4 protein-coding genes are annotated in these 3,408 nt (G+C 72.5%); 2 read left to right on the forward strand and 2 right to left on the reverse strand.

Going from position 1 to position 3,408, the window contains the following annotated elements; translation table 11 throughout:
* The first annotated feature begins 167 nt into the window (after window positions 1-167).
* Window positions 168-383 carry a hypothetical protein gene (locus tag I8N68_RS32185; protein ID WP_200216877.1) on the forward strand — a complete coding sequence of 72 codons (216 nt, stop codon included), beginning with the start codon at window positions 168-170 and terminating at the stop codon, window positions 381-383.
* Window positions 384-480: 97 nt separating this feature from the next.
* Here I8N68_RS32185 and I8N68_RS32190 read toward each other — a convergent pair whose 3' ends face one another.
* Window positions 481-1,071 (reverse strand): DUF4126 domain-containing protein, encoded by a 591-nt coding sequence (locus I8N68_RS32190; protein ID WP_200216878.1) that lies wholly within the window; start codon window positions 1,069-1,071, stop codon window positions 481-483.
* Between the two features lie 71 nt (window positions 1,072-1,142).
* Between I8N68_RS32190 and nucS the strand changes: the two genes are divergently transcribed.
* Entirely contained in the window at window positions 1,143-1,802 is a 660-nt protein-coding gene (nucS, locus tag I8N68_RS32195) for an endonuclease NucS (protein WP_200216879.1), read from the forward strand.
* Window positions 1,803-1,811: 9 nt separating this feature from the next.
* On the opposite strand, the gene I8N68_RS32200 is transcribed toward nucS, so the two are convergent.
* On the reverse strand, window positions 1,812-3,314 hold the full coding sequence (locus I8N68_RS32200) for an aldehyde dehydrogenase family protein (protein ID WP_200216880.1): 1,503 nt from the start codon (window positions 3,312-3,314) through the stop codon (window positions 1,812-1,814).
* Between the last annotated feature and the right edge of the window lie 94 nt (window positions 3,315-3,408).

The raw sequence follows: 3,408 nt of genomic DNA on the forward strand, positions 1-3,408 counted from the left end.
AAAGACAACACGCCGCTGGCCGGCACCCCGAGACAGGGGTGCCGGCCAGCGGCGTTTCGGCGTATCGGCTAACCGTCATCCCGTGCGGGGCGGAATCGCGGGTGGCCAGGGGCTGTTGGGGTGAACGGCCGAGCAGGCCGTCCCGCTCGACCCCGAATGGAGCTGCGATGATCACGATCTTCCGGAAGAGCGTTCTCGGTCTGGCCGGTGCGGCTTTCGCCGGTACCGTGCTCGCCGGTCCGCTCGCCGCGCACACCGACGTCTGCCCGATCGAGGGCCTGGCGGTCGCCGCGCTGCCGTTCGGCGAGCCGGACAGCGGCAAGCTGGTTGCGCAGGGCGCGCAGTCGTGGATCGGTTTCACCGCTGAGCACACCGCCGCCTGAGGCGCCGACGCAGGTCGGACGAACGCCGGCCGGCACCCGTATGACAGGGGTGCCGGCCGGCGCCGTCTCGGCGGGCGTACGCCTCGCCTAGGGAGGGTCAAGCTCGGGCGGCCCGCCGCTCCCGGCGTCGGCGCAGGAACCAGAACAGGGACGCCACCAGCCCGACCAGGAAGACCAGCACCAGCACCGGCAGCAGGATCGCCACCACGGACATCACCGCACTGGTGGCGTCCTCGGCGGTGCTGGCCACCGGGGCGCCGAAGCCGGCGGTGGTCGCGTTGATGACCGGTCGGGCGGCGGACTTGAGCAGGTGCACGCCGAGCGCGATGACCACGCCGGTGACCACCGGCACCCACTGGTGCGAGGAGAAGAAGGTGTCCGGGTTGCTGACCGTGACGGTCTCGGAGGTGGAGCCGGCGCCGAAGGCGAGGCCGCCGGCGGTGGGGCGGACCACCGTCTGCACCACGTCGTTGACGTGGTCGACGACCGGGACCTTGTCGGCGACCACCTCGATGCCGAGCAGCACGGCGAGGATCAGAATGACCCAGCCGTTGCCCAGCCACTGCCAGCCGCCGGGCAGGTCGACCAGGTCGGTGTAGCGGGCCAGCAGACCCATCAACAGCAGGGGGATGTAGGCGTTCAGGCCGGCGGAAGCGGCGAGACCGGAACCGGTGAGGACTTCGAGCACGATCTCAATATCGCACCGGTACGCCAGTGGCGCTCGTCGGCGGACAGTGGGGCCTCGGCTAGTCTCGTCGGGTGCGGTTGGTGATTGCGAAGTGCGCGGTGGACTACGTCGGACGGCTCTCGGCTCACCTGCCGCTGGCCACCCGGCTGCTGATGGTGAAGGCGGACGGCTCGGTGTCGATCCACGCGGACGACCGGGCGTACAAGCCGTTGAACTGGATGAGCCCGCCGTGCCGGCTGGAGGAGGCCCCCGGGGTGTGGCGGGTGGTCAACAAGGCCGGCGAGGAGCTGCGGATCACCCTGGAGGAGATCTTCCAGGACACCTCGTACGAGCTGGGCATCGACCCGGGGCTGCGCAAGGACGGCGTGGAGGCGCACCTGCAGGAGCTGCTGGCCGCCAATCCGGAGACCCTCGGCGAGGGTTTCACCCTGGTCCGTCGGGAGTACATGACCGCGATCGGCCCGGTCGATCTGCTCTGCCGGGACGCCAACTCCGGCGCCGTCGCCGTCGAGGTGAAGCGGCGCGGCGAGATCGACGGCGTGGAGCAGCTCACCCGCTACCTCGAGCTGATGAACCGGGATCCGCTGCTCGCCCCGGTCACCGGCGTCTTCGCCGCCCAGGAGATCAAGCCGCAGGCCCGGGTGCTCGCCACCGATCGGGGCATCCGTTGCGTGGTGGTCGACTACGACAAGCTGCGCGGCATCGAGCGCGACGAGCTGACGCTCTTCTGAGCGGGGCGGTCAGCGGTTCCGGCCGTACATCAGCTTGGCGACCTTGACCAGGCGGGCGACGTCCGCCGGGGTGCGCTCGAAGGTCATCGACGGCAGCAGCGAGCGGGCCCGCCGGCGGGTAATGGACTTGGCCCGGCCGAACTCCCGCAGGCCGTCCTCGGCGTGGATTCGGCCGAAGCCGGAGTCGCCGACGCCGCCGAACGGCAGCGTGGACATCCCGGCGAAGGTGAGCGCCGAGTTCACCGAGGCCATCCCGGAGCGCAGCCGCCGGGCGACCGCCACCGCCCGCTTGCGGCCGAAGACCGAACCCCCCAGGCCGTACGACAGGGCGTTGGCCCGGTCGACGGCCTCGTCGACGTCGCGAACCCGGTTGACGGTGAGCGTCGGGCCGAACGTCTCCTCGCGGACGGCGGTGGAGTCCTCGGGGACGTCGACCAGCACGGTGGGGTGGACGTACGGCGGCTGGACCGCGTCGGGGCCGCCGAGCACCGCGCGGCCGCCCCGCCCGACGGCGTCGTCGATGTGCCGGCGGATCACGTCGAGCTGGGACGGCATGGTGATCGGCCCGAGGTCCGCGCCGTCGGGGCCCACGGTCAGCCGCCCGGCCCGGGCGACCACCTTGTCGACGAAGGCGTCGAAGACCTGGTCGACGGCGTAGACGCGTTCGATACCGATGCAGGTCTGGCCGGCGTTGGTGAGCGCGCCCCACACGCACGCCTCGGCGGCGGCGTCCAGGTCGGCGTCGGCGTCCACGATCATCGCGTCCTTGCCGCCGGCCTCCAGCAGCACGGGGGTGAGCGACTCGGCGCAGGCGGCCATCACCTTCTTCGCGGTGGCCGTCGAGCCGGTGAAGGCCACCTTGGCCACGCCCGAGCGGCACAGCGCGGCGCCCACGTCGCCGAGGCCGTGCACGGCGGTGAAGACGGGCTGCTCGGGGACCACCTCGGCGAACCGGTCGACCAGCCACTGCCCGACGGCGGGGGTGTACTCGCTCGGCTTGAACACCACCGCATTGCCGGCCGCGAGCGCGTACGCGGCGGAGCCGATCGGGGTGAAGACGGGGTAGTTCCACGGGCCGATCACGCCGACCACCCCGTACGGCTGGTATTCCAGGTGGCCGGTGAACTCGGCGAGGATCAGCCGGGAGCGGACCCGCCGGGGCCCGAGCACCCGCCGCGCGTTGCGGGCGGCCCAGTCGATGTGTTCGAGCGCGGTGAGGATTTCCACCACGGCGTCGCCGACCGGCTTGCCGCCCTCGGTGTGCACCAGCTCCGCGAGCTCCTCGATGCGGCGGGCGATCACCCCGCGCCAGCGCAGCAGCCGCTCCCGCCGACCGGTGAAGCCGAGCCCGGCCCACCACTCGCCGGCGGCGCGGGCCCGGTCGACCGCCCGGGCCACGTCCTCGGCGGTGGCCACCGGGAGTCGCCCGGCCTCGGCGCCCGTCGCCGGGCTGGTCGAGACCAGTCGGCCGTCCTCGATGATCGGGGTCCCCGGGACATGCACAGCCGTCATGGCGGAAGTCTAGACCCGGGGATTACTCGCCGGTAGCCCCGCGCCGCCCGGAAGCCGGCCACCCCCGGCACGGCCGCGCCGCCCGGAAGCGGGC

It is taken from the genome of Micromonospora coerulea (assembly GCF_016598485.1).
Lineage (GTDB): Bacteria > Actinomycetota > Actinomycetes > Mycobacteriales > Micromonosporaceae > Micromonospora > Micromonospora coerulea.

Coding starts and splice junctions, on each gene's coding strand:
- I8N68_RS32185 (WP_200216877.1), top strand. CDS start 168: ATGATCACGATCTTCCGGAAGAGCGTTCTCGGTCTGGCCGGTGCGGCT.
- I8N68_RS32200 (WP_200216880.1), bottom strand. CDS start 3,314: ATGACGGCTGTGCATGTCCCGGGGACCCCGATCATCGAGGACGGCCGA.